This window comes from Bacillus sp. FSL K6-1106, assembly GCF_038005245.1.
GTDB lineage: Bacteria > Bacillota > Bacilli > Bacillales > Bacillaceae > Bacillus > Bacillus altitudinis.
The window spans coordinates 369,710-388,713 of the sequence record NZ_JBBOSV010000002.1; the positions used below are offsets into that span (position 1 = coordinate 369,710).

The window sequence follows — 19,004 nt, forward strand, 5'->3', positions numbered from 1 at the left end:
TCCTTTATTTCACAACAGTAAATGGGTTTGCAACATAATAACCAATCAAGGTTGTACGTGAAGCATCTTTGTAGAGACTCACATGAACATCATAGTTGGCTGATCCACTGTTAGGAAGTAATAAACGAGTAGGTGCCGCGAAAGCGTTTTGTCCAGAGATAGACCCTTCGTGTGTAAAGACTGGTGTCACTGGGAAAGTAAGTTTTCGAATAGCAGCTGTATAATAAAGTGTTTCATTTGTTGTTGCGGTCATGTTGACGTTGACCTGAGGATGAAGCGAAGTATAAGTTGAATGATCGGTTGTCACCTTTAAATCGATGTCATTCTGAACCATTGCTCCAGTAGTTGCTTTAGCTCTTTCATCACCTAGTGGTAGAAATCCGTTGAAACTGAATACAGCCAAAAATATGAGCAACGTCATTTTTTTCATCTCTATTCCCCCTTTTTGATTTCACCGCCATTAAACCATCATTTTCCAAATCAAACAACATTCAAAAGACTCATTTCATACAAAAAAACCTAGCTTTTCGCTAGGCTCTTTCCGTCCCGTGGTAGGGTTTTTCCTGATAAAAATAATTCGGTTTCACGATCGTATTATCATAGTGACGATGGAAGATATGCGTAGCAGCTGGTGATACTGGCGGAATCAGCCATGTCCAATCACCAGTCAGCTTACGTTCAGCCTTTTCTTCCTGTTTTTCAAATTGTTTGAACTGATGGGCAGCTGTATGATGATCCACAATGGTCACCCCTGCCTCGCGATAAGAGTGCAGAACCGCGACATTCAACTCGACAATGGCTTTGTCCTTCCAAAGTGACGCATTCTTTGTCGTGTCCAGTCCTAAAATAGAAGCAACTTTTTTCAGCATATTGTAGCGGTTTTCGTCAGCTAGATTTCGTGCGCCAATTTCTGTTCCCATATACCATCCATTAAACGGTGCCGCATTGTAATGAATGCCGCCAATTTCTAATTTCATATCAGCAATAATCGGAACAGCATACCATTTCAGTCCTAAATCACCGAATCCATCATATTCAGGATGGGTGATCTCTACCTCTTGAACGATCTCTCTCGGAAGATCATACAAAACCGGCGGCTGATCTTTTAGCTGAAACATAAGAGGCAGAAGGTCAAAATGCGTGCCTTCGCCTTTCCAGCCATGCGCTTCACACAACTTGGTTAATTCAAGTGATGCCTCGTCCCCAATGATGCCATATTCCGACTCATATCCCGCATAACGAACGAGCTGATGATTATAAATAACGACTTCCTTCCGTCCCTTATTCTCTGGTGGGAAGATGGTAATGGACGGTTTGATTTTACCCCCATTTGTCGCATACTCAATATGATGAAAGAGTGCCTCTTTCACCTCATCTTCTGTTGTCACGTGCCGGCAGTCATGCACATGCAGTGTTGACCAAAACAAGCGCCCAATGCACCGGTTGCTGTTGCGCCATGCCATTTTTGCCCCGTGAGCTAATTCTTCCTGCGTATGAGTATACATACCGTCAGACTCAATTTCTTTTTTTATTTCATGCAGACGTGCTGCTTTTTCTTCATTTGACTTGCCTAATTCTTCATAGCATACAGAAATAAAAGCTTCTGCTTCATTCCACAACGCTTCTTGGTTACTCAAACATACTCGCCTCACTTTAATACGAATATATCCATTGTAGCGGTTTCTAATGATAAATTCACTTGTTTCAAACCATTTTTTATCATATCGTGCGACGATTGTCCTTAGACAATGGATGAATCAATGACTTCAAGGGTCTTTTGGAGCCAGCGAACATACCCTTTTTCCCTTTCAATTGCTCTTGTCAGCACTAAATAATGCCCGAATTGTGTTGAATGCGGTGATTGGGCAGATGGATCTTCTTCTGTTAAAACGTTCAGTTTCTGTTCAAGCATCTCTACTTTCTTTGTTCGCTCCTGCAGCTGATGTGAGAAGAGACCGGCCGCTTCTTTTTGATCCATAGATGAGATAAAGAACGTTTTTAACATAAATTCATCTTTTGTTGTGTCTGGAATCGGGCCTTTTTTCCTTAACCACTCATGCAGTTCTCTTTTTCCTGCATCAGTGATTTGATAAACCTTCTTCTCTAGCTTCTTTCCTTGTATGTGAATATCAAATTCAATAAAACCCTCTTCTGTTAGCCGCTTTAATTCAGGGTATATTTGACTATGCTTCGCACTCCAAAACTGTCCAAGGGAATCTTCAAAGTGTTTCTTCATATCGTATCCCGTCAGCTCACGCTGATCTAGTAAGCCAAGAATGGCATATTTCAGTACTCTCATGACATGCCTCCAACGCATATTCTTTGACAATAGTATACCATACACCCTAAAATAAACATGTAAATCATGACATGTTTGAAACAACATCATTTTAATTGAAAGAAGGAATAAACATGGATCAATTCTTTGGACTTCATATGATTTATACGTATGAAAATGGCTGGGAATATGAGATTTACATTAAAAATGATCACACCATTGATTACCGCATTCATAGCGGAATGGTTGGAGGCCGCTGGGTTCGTGATCAAGAAGTGAATATTGTGAAACTGACAAAAGGGGTATACAAAGTTTCCTGGACGGAACCGACTGGGACAGACGTGTCTTTAAACTTTATGCCTGAGGAAAAACGCATGCATGGCGTCATTTTCTTCCCAAAATGGGTGCATGAACGTCCAGATATCACCGTTTGCTATCAAAATGACTATATCGACCTCATGAAAGAATCCCGTGAAAAATATGAAACCTATCCGAAGTATGTCGTACCAGAATTCGCAGACATTACGTACATCCACCATGCTGGGGTAAACGATGAAACGATTATCGCAGAAGCACCGTATGAAGGCATGACCGATGAGATCAGAGCTGGACGAAAATAGAAAAAGCGGCACGCACTGTGCCGCTTCTAGGATGGTTGACAAAGGGCTAAAATGAACTTGATTTTAGTCCTTTTTATTTATACCTAACGTCTTTTGAGATAACAAGAATCGGTAAACTGGTAGTTCATCGCCTACTTTCGATGCAATAAAACCTGATGACATATAGCTGTCTTTTGATTCTGGTTCAAGAGCAAGTGACAACAAATTGGTCTCTGGCTGTGCAGTCACATATACCTTTGTTCCTTTTGGCAGTTGACGTTTCTTTTCAACGAGTCTCGTTTCAAGCTGAATATCTGTTTTGCTTGTTTCCACTCGTTTTGTCACCTGATAGGCTTGAACTGGCACTTTCATGCCAACTGGCAAAGTCACACTTTTCAGTCCTAAAGTTCTAAGTTTTCGATCTACCCCTTCATGTCCAGGGAGAATGAGATAAGCTGTTGGCCGTTCTCTTGTCAATACAGGAACCGCATCACTTGCACTATGAAAACGCACTGGGACATTGGTGGTTTGTCCTTTCTCAATATCCACCATTTCAAGTGAATCGTTCACAGGCGCCTTGAAAGCATCTTGAATGACTACTTGATCATCATCGTTTGATTGAAGACCTTTTTTCACAAGTTTCAGCCGCTCCGTCACCATTTGCTGCTTCACCTGCTTAGCATGCTTCACCGTTGTCTCAATGATTTTTTCATGAGTGGTGACTTGTGCTGCCACACGCCGAGTAAAGTCCTCTCTACCAATTCCAATCCCCCTACTTTCTACAAGAAATGATAAAGCTGGTGAAAGCGCCAGGGCATTTCGGCCAATTCGTGCATCGGTTCCGCCTTCATAAAGGTCGATCTTTCCGTCCTTCCCTCTTGTGTTTGTATAATATAAATCGTTGGAAAATCCTTTATTCGTCAATGTTTCACGTACTCCGTTGACGTACAATTCATTTGACGTGAAACGAATGCTTTCAGGAATGTTCAAATTCTTACCGGATAATATCAGCAAATCGTGATACTTGAGAGCACCTGATGCACCGATATCTTCAAACTGCTTTTGACCGACATCATATTCATGGGCATCAATGACGACCTCTGGCGCATAGCGATTAAATTCTTGATGAAGGGCTGTCAGCTCTGGAGATTCTAGTGTCATGTGGTCACGGTTGCCATCCATTCCGTTTGCAAGCCTGCGGTCAAATGCATAAGAACCATCTGGGTTGATTCTTGGGACAATGATGACGTTGACATGGCTCAGTATGCGCTCTCCTTCATCACCTGCTAGTCGTTTGGCGATGACAAGGGCAGATTCACCGGAGGCTGGTTCATTTCCATGTATTTGTGCTTGAAGCCAGATCGTTGGCTTTTTTGACAGTGGAGAGATGTGACGATCCTTTGTAAAATAGAGGGCTGGAATGGACCTGCCTTCAATGGATGTTCCAATCTGTTTCTGCGTGGCGTAAGGACTTTTACTGACAATGTCACGTAAAAAATCTTGAAGCTCTTCTTGTGTGGTAAATGCTTTTCCTTTTTTCTGAAAAGCAGGGGTATCAAACGTTTCGTCAGGCTCAGGATACAGTTTTTGAACCGAGGCTGGCTGCTCATAACTTTTTCCATAATAAGGGGTCTCTGCATTCGCTGAAGCTGGGGTCACCATCGACAAACTTCCTGCCATGAGGCATACAGCAGCAAAAAGAATGGTACTTTTCTGTTTGGACATGCTATCCTCTCCCTTCGTTGATTTGCATTATAAAGAAAAAAACAGCAAAAGTGTCAGCATTTTTCAAAAATATATCTTTTGGAGGAATCATGTATGGCTTTATATAGGGCAAATGAATGGAGCTTGCCCTGCAATAGGTCCTAAAAAAGAGCGCCTGCATGAACAGCAGACACTCTTCTCATTACCAGATCGAAATGGCTCCAATGAGAACCGCCATCACTGTCATGGCGACGACTGCAAGAACCGCCCATTTCATGCCAAATTTCTGATGCTGATCTAGTGATACCCCAACGAGTCCAACAAGTAAATGAGTCGATGGAACAAGTGGGCTTAACATGTGAATCGGCTGACCTATGATAGATGCTCTCGCAATCTCAATTTTATCGACACCGTATGCTGCCGCTGTTTCTGATAGGATCGGCAGTACCCCATAAAAGTATGCATCATTCGGCATAAAGAAAGTGAAGATCCCGCTTGTTAGCGCGACAATGACTGGAATAAACCCGCCAAGCTGCTCTGGAATAGCTGAAACAATCGAAATCGCCATTTCATCAACCATTTTCGTCCCAGTTAAGATGCCTGTAAAAACACCTGCCGCAAAAATCATCGAAGCAATCGCCAAAACATTTGTTGAATGAGCCGCAATCCGCTCACGCTGCTGCTCTAAATTCGGATAGTTCACGATAATGGCAACACAGAAGGCAAGAACAAACAGAACCGTTAAGCTTACTTTTCCTGACACTAGCAAAAGAACCAATAGCAAAGTCAGTGTCAGGTTAAACCACCAAAGTTTCGGTCGCTTAATATCATCTTGCAGTGCCGCTGCCATTTCATTGGCATGAATCGGCTGTTCGAGCTCAATAACACCAAGACGTTTTCTTTCAGACTTCCCAAGAAAGTATGCCACCACAATCATGCTCAAAACCCCTGCGCCAATGACTGGAATCATCGGGCCAAATAAAAGTGATGGATCAACGCCAAGTGCACTTGCCGCTCTAGGTGTTGCCCCTCCCCATGGAATCGTATTCATAATCCCCATGCCGACTCCGGCGATACCCGCTAAAATAATCGGACGAATGCCAAGCAATGTAAATAACGGAAGCATGGCTGTTGTTGTAATCATGTACGTTGTGGTTCCATCACCGTCAAGTGCGACAAGCATCGTCAGGACAGCTGTTCCGACAACAATTTTTAATGGATCGCCTTTGACGATGTTTAAAATTTTTGCCACCATCGGATCAAATAAACCTGCATCAATCATAATCCCGAAGTACAAAATGGCAAACATGATCATGACCGCCGTTGGTGCAACTTGCTGTACACCTTTGACAATCATGTCTGAAATTTCTGTAAAATGAAAACCTGCAATAAGAGCAAATGCAATCGGTGTTAATACCAATGCCGTTAGAACAGACATACGTTTCGTCATAATTAAAACCATAAATACAACCATCATAAGAAATCCTAAGATCGCTAACATTTTGTTCACCCCTTATGTTGTATACGCTTTCATTAAATGTTGGTATCCCATTTCCAACCCTTTCTGTCATGATATCTGACGCCTGAATTGAAGTAAATATTATGAATTTTAATTCTTTTTTGGTCGATAAATGCTTTTTGTTCATTTTGTGCAATTGTTGTTCTTTGTTGGTTCCATGAAAAAAAGCGGTCTCATTTGACCGCTTGTTCTCCTTGTATAAATTGCTCATATCGCCTTAATTGCTCTTCCATAAAGACCTTTGCTTCTTTACTGTTCATATAACGGCCTGTCCAGCCTTTTTGTTTTAACTGCTTTTTCCACGACTTCGTTTGCGTCATTTTTTGAAGAAGCTGATCCCATGCTCGAATGTCGTGCTGATTCATTTGCTTTGGTCCCATCACACCACGCCAATGAGAGAAGATGAGCGGAATCCCCTGTTCTTTCCAAGTGGGCACGTCTTTGAAGCCTTCTAAACGCTGATTCGTTGTGGTCGCAACAAGCTTCAGTCTTTTCTTTTCATAATCATGGCGAACCTCCGTAATGGTCGTGGTTGCCGCATCTACCTCATGGTCAATGAGCGCTTGGAATAAATCATCTGCACTGTCAAATTTTAAAAACTGAATGCGGTACGGATCAATTCCTGCCATTTCGGCAGCCCGTGCGAATGAGATTTGATCATCATTTCCAAAGTCCGGGGCAAACCCAATTTTTAAGGAATCTGGTTTCTTTTTTAATGCGTGTAATAGCTCTTTTCCATTTGAGAAAGGAGAATCAACTGGCACTGCGACTACCTGCCACTCTTCCGCAAGAATAGCAAGCGGGGTGACATCATTCATGGTCACGTTACTGCTGCCCAGCAAATTACGGCTTAATAATAAGCTTGAATTTAAACTGATATAATTGGCATCTCGCTCCATCATATAGGTCCATCCTTTATCAACCGTTCCGCCTCTTTGATAAAGAATATGCACAGGCTCTTCCACTAGCTTTTCTTGTTCTAGCACGGTTTTCATCACTTGAGCTGTTTGGTCAAATCCGCCATCAGGTACACCTGATACCACAATGTATAATGGGCTGTGCTCCATGAAAGAATCCTTTGCTGTTTTTTCATTAAAGGTGAGCGTTGTACAAAGGCAGACCAAAATGAGTAAGAGTATTCCTTTTTTCATTTTTATGACTCCGTTTGTTTTTTGGCGGGATAATATTTCCGTTCTGGTCTACCAATGATTCCATACGCCAGCTCTGCCCGGCATTCTCCCGTTGTCACAAGATACTCTACGTATCGTCTTGCTGTTGTGCGTGATGCGCCCATTTTTTCTCCGAGTTCTTCCGCTGTAATTCCGTTCATCTCTGCTGCCATGAATGTTTTCACTTTGTCCAAAGTCAATGAATTAATGCCTGTTGGCAAGTCTCGCTCATCCTTTTGCTGCGATTCTTCCTGTATTTGACCAAAAAACAGATCAATCATCGTTTGATTGACTTCCTCTTTTGAATTGATTAACTCTCTCTTCTCTTTATATTCGGTTAAAACCTGCGTGAATTTTTGGGCGGTCACTGGTTTGATTAAATAATGAACGACTCCATAATGCAATGCGTCTCTTAACAGCATCGTTTCCGTTGCAGCCGTGATAATGATCACATCCACTTCAGGATGGCGCTCTCTTAACAGCGGCAAAAGGTTCGTGCCGAGCTCATCAGGCATGTAGACATCAAGTAAAATGAGATCCACTTGTTCTTTTTGAAGTGCCTCCCACAGATCCTTTGCACTCTTTGCCTTGCCGGCCACTTGAAAGCCTTGTACCTTTTGTATATAAGATTCATGAATCGCAGCGATTCGAAAATCATCTTCCGCAATGAGTACCTTTATCACAACCTATTCCCCCTTTGTGCCTTTCGGTATGTAAACAGTGAAGATGGCACCGCCTTCTTTTTGGTTCGCAACTTCAATCCAGCCCCCAAGTTCATCTAGCACTTCTTTGACATTGGCAAGTCCATAACCTCGCCCTTCTCCCTTTGATGAATGTCCTCTTGTGAAAAGTTGTGAAATGGCTCCTTCATCTACACCGTCCCCTGAATCAGATACCTCTATGATAATATCAAATCCAATATCTGTGATGAACAAGCTGACTTCTCTTTTCTCTTTATTCAATACAGCCTCAAACGCATTGTCTACGAGATTGCCAATGATGGTGATAAAGTGAGATAAACTTAAATGGGCTGGGAGCGGCTCCAATGAACTATTTTCATCAATGTGAAAATGAACCTTTTTCTCAGATGCCTTTCCTAACTTCCCAAGTAAAATGGCTTGTATCTTCGGAGAGCGAATTTGCTTCATGAGTAAATCATGCTGGCGATTTTGAAGTGTATACTCTTCTTTAATTAACTCAATGGCTTCATCCACTTGTTTCAACTCAAGCAAGCCTAAAATAGCGTACAGCTTATTCGAAAATTCGTGTGTTTGTGCTCTAAGGTCTTCTGAATATTGACTGACCTCTGTCAATGTATCCAGCAGCTTTGTCAGCTCGGTTTTCTCCCTGAAGCTCACAATTCCTCCAAATACCCGATTGTCCTGCACCACTTTTTTGACATTTAGCACGAAGGTTTTATCATTGACGACTGATTCTATGTTAGGTTCAATCATCTCTACCTTTAGATAGGAAAGAAGATTGGCATTTGGCAACACTTGATCAATATGAAGAGGCAGCGTTGAAGAGACGCGTAGCATCTGTTCAGCTGACGTATTCATCATCGTAATGGCACCTTTACGGTCAAATGCAATGATTCCCTCTTTAATCGCATGCAGCATCGCTTCTCTTTCTCGATATAATGAAGCAATTTCATGCGGTTCAAGCCCTAATATATCTTTTCGAATACTCCTTGTTAAAAAAATCGCTCCAAAAACCCCAGGCAGCAAAACAAGAAGGGCAATATAACTTAATTTGAAGAGTTGATGAGCTGTCGCTTGATCGATATCTCTTTTTAAAAATTCGACACTGACTGTCCCAATAATCTCTTCATAACTGCCAGTTTCTTTCATGATCGGAGCACTTCCTCTGACAACGGTTTCACCATCAGAATCACCCGTTGATATGGAAGTTCCTCCAAATAGCAGTGTACTTCTTCCTTCCGACACACTGATGGTTTTCCCTACATCCTCATGATTCGTATGAAAAAGAACCTTTCCTTTTTGATTGGTGATAAAAATGGCATGCGCTCTTACTTGCTCTTTCATTTGCTCAAGCACAGCCTGTTCTTCATTTTGCGAATCTCCCGTAGCCACCGATGTTTTAATGGGCGGCATATAAGATATCGTTCTAGCAGTTTGCACCGCCAGCTGTTCAGCTTGGCTCTGCCTTTCTGATGTCTGCAAAAAACCAAAACAAATGGTCAATAAGGCAATAACAACAAGTAAAAGACCAATAATTAACCCCAAAATTTTTGTTTGTAAAGTGACTTTCCTTTTGCCCATCCTCACCGCCACAACCCCTAATTCAGTAGATTCACCCGAATAGACTCTAAGAAAATCATATCATTTTTTCTCATGAAGTTAAGAGAAAATTCACACAGACAAAAAAAGGATGACTCAGTATTGAGTCATCCCTGTGTGCCTATTACGTGATGGATAAACCAGCACTTGCATAGCCTGCTACAGTATTGACTCAGTATTGAGTCATCCCTGTGTGCCTATTACGTGATGGATAAACCAGCACTTGCATAGCCTGCTACAGTATTCACTAAAGAAAGACCTGTAGCTGATGCCGAGAATACGACAAGTAATCTTGTTTCTGGTGTGACTGGTACATTTAAACCAGTAGCGATGCCGTTTGTAATAGCCCCTAGCGTTAAAATCCCGGTTAACGCTGGAGCCAATGTGACGCTCGCTACTTGAGTGAAGCTGTTATTTGGTGTCGGTGAAGCAAACAGACTAGCAGTTACAGTAATACTCGTGCCAACTAAAGAAAGGGCTGCAGTCGTGCTAAAATAGCCGGCAAATGACGTAATGGTTCCAGCTCTTGGAACGGAGAATGCCATGTTTAACAATGTTCCTGCTGCTCCGGTTAAATCAATGATTCCTCCTACAATACTGACACCTGTCGCCGAGTTACCGAATCCGACCAAACTAGATGTTCCAACTAGACCGCCTGCGATTGTGGTTAAAACAGCTGGTGTACCAGATGCAAATGGAATAATCGCACTTGATCCTGTCGCACCTGTGGCGCCTGTTGCACCGGTTGCTCCCGTGGCACCTGTTCCTGTAGCCCCTGTTGCACCCGTATCTCCTGTTACACCTGTCGCACCTGTGGCGCCTGTTGCACCGGTTGCTCCCGTGGCGCCTGTTCCTGTAGCCCCTGTTGCACCCGTATCTCCTGTGACACCTGTGGCGCCTGTGACTCCGGTCGCTCCTGTTGGACCTGTATCTCCTGTGACACCGGTTGCTCCCGTGGCGCCTGTCACACCTGCGGCTGCCAATAACGTGTAATCTGGAGACGTATCTGGTGTGCCAGTTGGTGGTGCTGTATTTACGACATAAGTTCCACCTTCATATGTCACCACTTGACCTACTGTATAGGTTGGAGCTGTTGCTGGGTCAAATGCCAAAATACCAGCTAACCCTACTCCGGTAGCCCCGGTATCTCCCGTTGCACCTGTGGCTCCGGTTACTCCAGTCGCTCCCGTATCTCCTGTTGCACCTGTGGCTCCGGTTACTCCAGTCGCTCCCGTATCTCCTGTTGCACCTGTAGCTCCGGTTACTCCGGTCGCTCCCGTATCTCCCGTTACACCTGTGGCTCCGGTTACTCCGGTCGCTCCCGTATCTCCTGTTGCACCTGTGGCTCCGGTTACTCCGGTCGCTCCCGTATCTCCCGTTACACCTGTAGCTCCGGTTACTCCAGTCGCTCCCGTATCTCCTGTTGCACCCGTGGCTCCGGTTACTCCGGTCGCTCCCGTATCTCCCGTTACACCTGTGGCTCCGGTTACTCCGGTCGCTCCTGTATCTCCCGTTGCACCCGTGGCTCCGGTTACTCCGGTCGCTCCTGTATCTCCCGTGGCGCCTGTCACACCTGCGGCTGCCAATAACGTATAATCTGGAGACGTATCTGGTGTGCCAGTTGGTGGCGCTGTATTTACGATATAAGTTCCACCTTCATATGTCACCACTTGACCTACTGGATAGGTTGGAGCTGTTGCTGGGTCAAATGCCAAAATACCAGCTAACCCTACTCCGGTTGCCCCGGTATCTCCCGTTGCTCCTGTGGCTCCGGTTACTCCGGTCGCTCCCGTATCTCCCGTTACTCCTGTGGCTCCGGTTACTCCGGTCGCTCCCGTATCTCCCGTTGCACCGGTCGCTCCGATTGCTCCTGTCGCTCCTGTATCTCCCGTTGCACCCGTGGCTCCGGTTGCTCCAGTCGCTCCCGTGGCTCCTGTTCCTGTTGCCCCTGTGGCACCCGTATCTCCTGTGGCTCCGGTCGCTCCAGTAGCACCTGTATCTCCAGTAGCGCCGGTCGCTCCTGTTCCTGTTGCCCCTGTGGCACCCGTATCTCCTGTGGCTCCGGTCGCTCCGGTTGCGCCTGTATCTCCAGTAGCGCCGGTCGCTCCTGTTCCTGTTGCTCCCGTGGCACCCGTATCTCCTGTGGCTCCGGTCGCTCCAGTTGCGCCTGTATCTCCTGTTGCTCCTGTTCCTGTTGCTCCGGTTGCACCCGTATCTCCTGTCGCACCCGCAGCGGCTAGAAGCGTATAATCTGGTGATGTATCCGGTGTACCCGTTGGTGATGCTGTGTTTGCAAGATACGTTCCACCTTCATATGTCACTACTTGACCCAATGGATATCCTGGTGCCGCTGCCGCATCAAAAGGAACGACTCCAGTTAGACCTACACCAGTGGCTCCTGTTGCACCCGTCGGACCTGGATCTCCGGTGACACCTGTTGGTCCTGTACCTGTTGCGCCCGCAGCTGCTAAAAGCGTATAATCCGGCGATGTATCAGGCGTACCTGTTGGTGGTGCTGAATTTACCACATACGTACTGCCATCATATGTCACCACTTGACCTACTGGATACGCCGGGGCTACCGCTGGATCAAATGCTACAATCCCTGTTAACCCAACGCCTGTTGGGCCTTGTGGACCTGCCGGGCCGGCTGGACCCGCTGGGCCTACTGGACCCGCCGGACCTGCTGGGCCTCTCCTTCCTCTTCCCCCTGGCGGTCCTTGAATGACACACACACAAGGATCTTTTCCGCAGCATGGATTTTTTACTGGTTTCCTTGGTTTGTCTGATTTACCTTTCTTACAACTATCACATTCCCAGCCATCATCCTTATACGCATCATACCAGCTTCCTTTTTGGTAGTGGTCTGTCGAATGAGTTGGGTATATCTTTCCGCATTGTCTACATTTTCTCATAGAATCACCCCCATCCATCGTATTCATCATGATCGATAAAGGTGTATGTACAATTTTATTTTTATCAAAAAATTTGAAAGGTCTTGCACTCTGCGTGCAAGGACCTCTCTCCATCGTTAAAATGTCATCGTCATTTTTAAATCTTTTCCTACCATACTATATTCAATATCCGCTGGACGGATCGCCTTTTTTAGTTTTTTCACACCTTCTCCTTCAAAAAAAGTAGGTGCATCTTTCCCTCCGATTAATAAAGGTGCCATATAGATAACAGCTTCGTTCACAAGTGATGCTTCTAAAAATGACGCACTCACACTGCCCCCTGCCTCTACAAGCACTGACATCACAGAGCGCTTCTTCAACAGGTGTAACACATCCTGAAGATCTGTCCGGTGTTCTCCGCTTGTGACAAATACTTGATGACCTTTTTGTATCAACTGTTGATACTTTTGATGATCATAATCTTGTGATGTACAAATTATGGTTTCTGCCCTATGATCTGTTAAGCATTTGGCATGAAGCGGTATCCTTAATGTTGAATCTAAAATGACACGAATGGGCTGATGGTTGAATGAATCCTTTACAATTAAGCCGGCATCATCTTGAATAATCGTTTCCACTCCTGTCAGCACCGCATCTACTTCTTGACGTAAGCGCTGCACTTCTGTTCTCGCTTCTATTCCAGTGATCCATTTGCTTTCTTGATCAGCCGTGGCAATTTTCCCATCTATCGAAATAGCTGATTTTAAGATGACATAAGGAAGGTTTGTTTGCATCAAATGAAAAAAAGGAGCATTTAAACGATCTGCTTCCTGTTTACATATACCTTGCTCCACTTCAATTCCAGCCTTTTTCAAAAAGGCAATTCCTTTACCTGCAACAACAGGATTCGGATCTTGGGTGGCAATCAGCACTTTCTTCACTCCACTTTTGATGATCGCTTCGGTACAAGGGCCTGTTTTTCCGTGATGTGTACAAGGTTCGAGTGTCACATACATGTCAGCTCCCTTCGCCTTTTCTCCTGCCATTTGCAGCGCATGAATTTCAGCATGAGGCTCGCCCGCCTTCATGTGCGCACCAATCCCAACGATCTCACCGCTCTGAACAATCACTGCACCAACAAGCGGATTGGGTGAGGTTTGTCCTTTCATCGCCTTCGCGTTGGCAATCGCCAGCTTCATATAAAAAACATCGTCTTTCATCTCGGGCTCCTTTCTTCTCTCAAGGGAAAGAACTCCTTCAGAAAATGAAGGAGTTCTATTCTCATGTACTATACTTTCTCAAGCCGTTTCTTTTCAGATCGATCATAGTAAGGCAAGGAATAAAACAGTTTATATGATGCTCGTTGTTTACAAAAACAGCATTTGCGACATTCATATTTATTAATGAGGAGCACATGCGGACAATTGAGTACAGTCAGACCTTTTTTCATATGTTCCTTGCAAACACTTATCATGAGAATCCCCCGCTTACATTCTTTTTCTTAATGAGAGATTACTTCTTTCGGAAATTGTTCAAATAAGCGCAGTACTTCCGTATGTGTGCCATCTTCTCGAATATGATAAATACCACCGTCATATGAGCTTGCATACACATCATTTCCTAGTTGTCTAATGGCACTAATGCCATTCTTAGCAATTCGAATCGGACCTGTATTGACATCTAGCTCTGGATTCCAGACCACAATATATCCCCAATAGTCTCCGCTCACAATATAGCCAGAGTCTGTCACAGTGATGGATTTAATGGAATATTGATGCTCGTTGTGCTGATTTAAAATTCTGCCTGTATGCAAATCAAACAATCGTACGTTTTTATCACGGCTGACAATGGCAATACGATCTCTTTTGCTATCAATAAATACATCATTTAACAGCTCTGTCGCCCCGATATATTCTGCTGTTAAGGACAAACTCTTTTTATCGAGAAGACAGATTGTTCCTTCAACTGCCGCTGTGATGATATGATCTCCTTCTACCTTTAATGCTTTGACCGCGCAATCATGTGCTTTAGAACGGCCAATTTCCTTTAAGTGTTCTGTCGAAATGACATGCACATAACCGCCATAAGTGCCGATATAAAATTGACGATCCTCCTCATGGAAATACACACTATTGACAGGACCTGTGTTGAGATCAAAAGAGACCATTTGCTGCAATGACTCGTGTACAATATGCACCTGACTCGCATGATCGCCCCATGCATAATAGCTTCCATCCCGTGCAACAGCCACTCCATTTGTGAGAACACCTGTTGATTTTGCGATTTCGATTCCATTCTTTCTGAATTTTCCGTCATCTGATGCAGTGATAATATCACCCGCTTCAGTCAACGCAATATCATTAATAGAAGGTGTCGCCAATTCCTGCTCATCAGAGATCACTTTTCCTTCTTGAATGGACCATTCACAATACGTTTTCCCAAAGCTGGCTCCTAAAATGGCTTGCTCATCTTCTGTCCAAACAAGCGAGCGCTCCCATTGATATTTATGAGGCAGCAGCGTATCAATTAAATCACCGGTTTCATAATTCCACAGCTTAATTAAATGGTCATAACCCGCTGTAAGCAAGTAGTTACCGCTCGGAGAAAAATTCACACGTTTCACACCTTGTAAATGAGCTTTAATGATTTTTTTCTCCTGTAATGTAGCGGCATCATAAATGATAACTGTGCCATCGTCTCTACCAAGGGCGAATACTTCTTTTTGATTGCTGCCGCTGATGGTATCCAGCTCATAATCAAACGGGCCAATTTCACCTACAATTTCTCCTGTTTCATAGAGCCATACAAGGACATAGCCATCGTCACCAGTTGTATAAGCTTTATCCTCATGAATCCATACAGCTAATACATCCTTGCTATGTCCATGAAATTCTCTTAAAATGGCTCCCGTTTCAATATCCCAAACTAAGCATCTTCTGTCTCTGGACACCGATACAAGAAGCGTATCCTGCTTTGCAAATGCGACAGCTTCCACATCATCCGCATGACCATATAGCGTACGAATTCTTGTATGTGTGCTAGTATCATATAATTGAATGGTATAGTCTGACGATGCACTCGCTAAATACGTTCCATTTTCCGAAAGGGATAAAGAGTTGATGATATGCTCGTGACTGCCAATGAATGTTCCTTCTCCCGTGGCACGGTCCCATTTATAAATACAGCGGTCATAGCCGCCTGTGTAGACAATTTGGTCATGCTGAGTTGATAAAACGGATGTAATCGGTCCTCTATGCATGGTTTTACACTCCCACCTTTATATGTTGTTTTTGACGAGTAACTACACGAAAACCAGTAAATCGAAAAACAGGGTCTGGGTGTTTCCCGTGTCTTCTTGCGACTCTGCATAAATCTCCGCCTCTTGCGAAGGAGCCACCTTTTAAAATGTAGTAATCACTGCCGAGTGTCTCGGTTAAATCATCTACAACCTCAATTCCGCCTTCATATATGTGATACTTGGTGTTGACCCATTCTTCGACATTGCCACCCATATCATATAGTCCAAATAGAGATCTTCCTTTTTCGTAATGACGGACAGGTGTCGTTTTTTCAATATTTGATTCGTGCGTATTACAGTAAGAGGGATCAAACTCATCTCCCCAAGGATATTGATGTCTCGTATTGCCCCGGGCAGCATATTCCCATTCTTCCTCAGTAGGGATCGATACCTCATATCCAAGCTTCCCGCTCAGCCACTGACAAAATGAGAAAGCTTCCTCGATGTCCATGCCCCAAGCTGGATGGTCTTTTCCCCCGCCAAGTTCTAGGTTCGTCAAGCTCTCTGGATAAGGCTTTCCTGTCTCGTCGCAATAGCTTTGATACCATTCATTGGTGACGACCGTATCTGAGATGAAAAATTCGCTCATATACGGCTGATAAGATGGAAATTCTTTGTACAGCCATTTTTGAAATTTTTTCTCACGGCCATAGGCTGGATTCAGAAGTTTGTCCTTCCAAAATTCTGATGCCTTTTTCATATCTTCTTCATTACTTCCAATCGTCGCATAGCCGCTTGGGATTTGAATCCAATTGATATCAGGTTTCACGCTTTTCTCCCGCCTTCTTTAAATAAACTCATCTACTGATTAATTAATTTCTTCTCATCGACCATATGCCCTGATGCTGCTTTTGCCTTTAAATACGCCTCATTATAGAGAGAGGCTTCTACCGTATGATCAAACCGTAAAACCGGAAGACCGTAAGCAGCAATGGAATCGACTTTATCTGGATTATTGGTTAAGAGATGCAATGGTTTCCCTTTGTTTAAATAGTGCAAGACAGCCGCTGCTTCCTCGTAATGCCGATCATCATCTCCGCAGCCGATCAACCTGTTCGCCTCAAATGTATCCAGTTTCATTTCCTGTAATTTATACGTGAAGGCTTTGGCCATTAACCCAATAGAGCGCCCTTCTTGATTGGCCATATACACAAGCATGCCTTTTCCGTAATCGGTGATTTTTTTTAGCGATGATGCAAGCTGTGGACCGCAATCACATTTCAGTGACCCAAACACATCCCCTGTTTGGCAGACACTATGAATTCGCACAAGCGGCGGCACTTCATTTTCAAAGTCGCCAAAAAGGAGACAAGAGGAAAATGTTTGCTGCTCGGTACTCATTTGTACAATAGACTCAACCGTTGGCGTTGTATCAGCTTCTACAGACGCAAAGGCATACCATGTAAACTGCACTTCTTCATGTTCAATAGAGATCGGCAGGTTCACTGGCCCCACGAGCAAATAGTGTTTTTCTTGAAATGTAAAATGATGAATCATTGATTGTAGTTCAGCTACAAACTTGTTCATTTGTCTCCCCCTATTCATCACTGCACCCCATTGAACTCTCTCAGCGCAGTGATGGCGTGATGAATATGTGTATGCACTCCCTTTGCATCCTGAGCACCGGTTCCAGCTAGAATCATGGCTCAGGAGAAATTTCCTGTCATACTGGCTGAATAGATGTGCGATGCCAATCATCCATCAGTACCTTTCATAAAGACTCTTTTTAGACTGTCACTTGTCCAGTACAAAGGAGCAGAAATCGAGCTTCATACGCTGTATTCTCTGTAAGAGAGCAACACCATTTGATGATTCTTGAATGGAAACTGACATGCTCTTTCTCTAAAAGAATATCTCTGCTAGCTTCGAGCTGCTTTCTCCTTTACTAGAAGCTCTGGTCCTTCAAATGCACATCATCCGGTTGTACCCTTTGATTGGATGAATAGTCCGTACTTCAATTCAGCTACATTGATTGAAGCATGACACCCGCCTAGGTATGCACCAAGAACCATCACATCAAACATCGCGTTTATCCTCCTTTGCACTAGATTTTGACAGCAATGACATGATGCTGGCTGATCCCAGCCTTCGCTTGTAATGGTGTAATCGAAACGAGCTCAAGTCCTGATGTACAAATCTTTTCTCCAAGCTGAGTATCTGAGAATGAAAAATGGAAGCGTCCATCTTCTCCGATTAAGCCTGTTTTCCACTCTTCTCCCCATACAACAAGGGAAAACACACCACCTTCATGAAGCAGCGAGGAAATCTGCTTTAAGTATCGTTCGTGGTCATCAGGGTGCTGATGGTGAAAGCAGCCATGATCTAAAATCAGATCAAACGTCAGCTCGCGCCCTTGATTCATCGACCAGGACATAAAATCTTGATGATAAAAATGGACAGGAACCTCTTTTCTCTTCTTTAATCCTTCCCATTCCTCATGCTCATAAAGATCAATGCCGGTATATGCCGACAGTCCTTGTAAATGTTCAAGAGCCCTGCCGTTCCCGCAGCCGATATCCAGCACCGAAGCAAGTGCATCCTTTTCCCTGGAACGCCATGCCTTGAGAGACATCACAGCAGCGTCTGTTAATGATGGATCAGTGGACCACATATCTGTTCTTTGCTCATAGTGTTCTTGAAAAGCCATGCGCATTTTCTCTAAATACAACCCGCTGTCTTCATGATACAAAGCCTTTTTCATCACGTGACCTCCTTCAATTCACAATCACCTTTCCTAATAAAGGTGGTTTTCAAGCAAAAAGCCTTATGATAAAATGAAAGATGGATTTTTTAGGAAATCTGTTTTCTGAAAAAGGAGAGAAGCATCCCACATGTCACTCTTCTTTTTCAGCACTCATCTTCACATACAACCACAGCCATTCAACTGTTACAGCGCCTCAGTTTGTTATACATTTTCTTCATATGGGTTCACCTCCTTAACAGCGTTTAGAAAGCGCTTTCTTTATGATGATCCTCTGAATACCCTGAATCATATCATTGAGAAATAGGCATAGTAGAAAGACGAATCTACCATTCTAAGCTATCTATCATCCATTTCTTTTTGTCTAATAGATATTTCTTCCGTATCGCTCTGCCTCAGAAGCGCTCTTCCTTAGGTCTTAATGCATCATCATTTACAGAATTGATCCTGAAATCCCTATCAAAAATTTAACAACTACTTCCATAATAACTTGATTAAGCCAAATATATTGTTTTTAGATTATTTTGTCAACAAATTATTTC

At 43.8% G+C, this 19,004-nt stretch carries 15 protein-coding genes; 1 reads left to right on the forward strand and 14 read right to left on the reverse strand.

The genetic code is table 11. The features are described 5' to 3' along the window. Nucleotides 1-4 precede the first annotated feature (4 nt). The 3 genes from MHI20_RS16525 to MHI20_RS16535 all read right to left on the reverse strand — a co-directional run bounded on the left by MHI20_RS16525 (nucleotide 5) and on the right by MHI20_RS16535 (nucleotide 2,299). Nucleotides 5-430 (reverse strand): hypothetical protein, encoded by a 426-nt coding sequence (locus MHI20_RS16525; protein ID WP_138278230.1) that lies wholly within the window; start codon nucleotides 428-430, stop codon nucleotides 5-7. 100 nt (nucleotides 431-530) lie between these two features. Further along, on the reverse strand, nucleotides 531-1,637 hold the full coding sequence (locus tag MHI20_RS16530) for a nitric oxide synthase oxygenase (RefSeq protein ID WP_138278228.1): 1,107 nt from the start codon (nucleotides 1,635-1,637) through the stop codon (nucleotides 531-533). Nucleotides 1,638-1,741: 104 nt separating this feature from the next. Continuing rightward, nucleotides 1,742-2,299 (reverse strand): PadR family transcriptional regulator, encoded by a 558-nt coding sequence (locus MHI20_RS16535; protein WP_138278226.1) that lies wholly within the window; start codon nucleotides 2,297-2,299, stop codon nucleotides 1,742-1,744. 113 nt (nucleotides 2,300-2,412) lie between these two features. Between MHI20_RS16535 and MHI20_RS16540 the strand changes: the two genes are divergently transcribed. Then, nucleotides 2,413-2,898 carry a phenolic acid decarboxylase gene (locus MHI20_RS16540; protein WP_340939920.1) on the forward strand — a complete coding sequence of 162 codons (486 nt, stop codon included), beginning with the start codon at nucleotides 2,413-2,415 and terminating at the stop codon, nucleotides 2,896-2,898. Between the two features lie 63 nt (nucleotides 2,899-2,961). Here MHI20_RS16540 and MHI20_RS16545 read toward each other — a convergent pair whose 3' ends face one another. The 11 genes from MHI20_RS16545 to MHI20_RS16595 all read right to left on the reverse strand — a co-directional run bounded on the left by MHI20_RS16545 (nucleotide 2,962) and on the right by MHI20_RS16595 (nucleotide 18,462). After that, nucleotides 2,962-4,602, reverse strand: a complete 1,641-nt coding sequence (locus MHI20_RS16545) for a M14 family metallopeptidase (protein WP_259254961.1) — start codon at nucleotides 4,600-4,602, stop codon at nucleotides 2,962-2,964. Nucleotides 4,603-4,783: 181 nt separating this feature from the next. Further along, nucleotides 4,784-6,082: a citrate:proton symporter gene (locus MHI20_RS16550; RefSeq protein WP_024719341.1), complete on the reverse strand. Its 1,299-nt coding sequence runs from the start codon at nucleotides 6,080-6,082 to the stop codon at nucleotides 4,784-4,786. Between the two features lie 191 nt (nucleotides 6,083-6,273). After that, nucleotides 6,274-7,251: a tripartite tricarboxylate transporter substrate-binding protein gene (locus MHI20_RS16555; protein WP_340939925.1), complete on the reverse strand. Its 978-nt coding sequence runs from the start codon at nucleotides 7,249-7,251 to the stop codon at nucleotides 6,274-6,276. A 2-nt stretch (nucleotides 7,252-7,253) separates the two neighbouring features. Beyond that, complete coding sequence (locus MHI20_RS16560; protein WP_025206910.1) at nucleotides 7,254-7,952, reverse strand: response regulator; 699 nt, start codon at nucleotides 7,950-7,952, stop codon at nucleotides 7,254-7,256. A gap of 3 nt (nucleotides 7,953-7,955) precedes the next feature. Next, nucleotides 7,956-9,551 (reverse strand): sensor histidine kinase, encoded by a 1,596-nt coding sequence (locus tag MHI20_RS16565; protein ID WP_212361153.1) that lies wholly within the window; start codon nucleotides 9,549-9,551, stop codon nucleotides 7,956-7,958. A 218-nt stretch (nucleotides 9,552-9,769) separates the two neighbouring features. Beyond that, nucleotides 9,770-12,484 carry an exosporium glycoprotein BclB-related protein gene (locus tag MHI20_RS16570; protein WP_340939936.1) on the reverse strand — a complete coding sequence of 905 codons (2,715 nt, stop codon included), beginning with the start codon at nucleotides 12,482-12,484 and terminating at the stop codon, nucleotides 9,770-9,772. Nucleotides 12,485-12,600: 116 nt separating this feature from the next. Then, a complete protein-coding gene (gene ribD / locus MHI20_RS16575; RefSeq protein ID WP_135009824.1) occupies nucleotides 12,601-13,683 on the reverse strand; it encodes a bifunctional diaminohydroxyphosphoribosylaminopyrimidine deaminase/5-amino-6-(5-phosphoribosylamino)uracil reductase RibD in 1,083 nt (360 codons plus the stop codon). Between the two features lie 281 nt (nucleotides 13,684-13,964). Continuing rightward, nucleotides 13,965-15,722, reverse strand: a complete 1,758-nt coding sequence (locus MHI20_RS16580) for a WD40 repeat domain-containing protein (protein WP_035391378.1) — start codon at nucleotides 15,720-15,722, stop codon at nucleotides 13,965-13,967. Between the two features lie 4 nt (nucleotides 15,723-15,726). Further along, nucleotides 15,727-16,530 (reverse strand): formylglycine-generating enzyme family protein, encoded by an 804-nt coding sequence (locus tag MHI20_RS16585; RefSeq protein WP_024718589.1) that lies wholly within the window; start codon nucleotides 16,528-16,530, stop codon nucleotides 15,727-15,729. A 32-nt stretch (nucleotides 16,531-16,562) separates the two neighbouring features. Next, nucleotides 16,563-17,288, reverse strand: coding sequence for a GTP cyclohydrolase II (locus tag MHI20_RS16590; protein ID WP_017360404.1), 726 nt, complete (start codon nucleotides 17,286-17,288; stop codon nucleotides 16,563-16,565). A 517-nt stretch (nucleotides 17,289-17,805) separates the two neighbouring features. After that, nucleotides 17,806-18,462, reverse strand: a complete 657-nt coding sequence (locus MHI20_RS16595) for a class I SAM-dependent methyltransferase (RefSeq protein ID WP_041506626.1) — start codon at nucleotides 18,460-18,462, stop codon at nucleotides 17,806-17,808. Nucleotides 18,463-19,004 lie beyond the last annotated feature (542 nt).